At 42.8% G+C, this 243-nt stretch carries 1 protein-coding gene; it reads right to left on the bottom strand.

What is annotated here, in order from left to right:
* A partial coding sequence (locus ACFILW_RS10940; protein ID WP_375685848.1) for a hypothetical protein occupies nucleotides 1–243 on the bottom strand: 243 nt, incomplete at both ends.

Raw genomic sequence — 243 nt, 5'->3', positions numbered from 1 at the left:
TTTTTTGCGCATCCGAAATCACTTGGATTGAATGGTAAGTCGAAAAGACCGCAGTCATTACATCAAGAGAAGTTTTATTGGCTTTACGCGCAAGCTCTTTGGCATCGGTCGTAGCCGGTAAAACAAGGTCTGATGCATCAAGACCAGCTTCATCATCATTTTTATTCTTACGACGCTTACCTACTTGCATATCCGAACACACGGCAAAGGAACGCAAGGATACTTCTGTATCTTCTGTCCATT

The organism is Bartonella sp. TT110JLCBS (assembly GCF_042193405.1).
Taxonomy (GTDB): domain Bacteria; phylum Pseudomonadota; class Alphaproteobacteria; order Rhizobiales; family Rhizobiaceae; genus Bartonella.
Note: the sequence above shows the minus strand (reverse complement) of the source record. Positions and strands in the feature narration are given on the sequence as shown.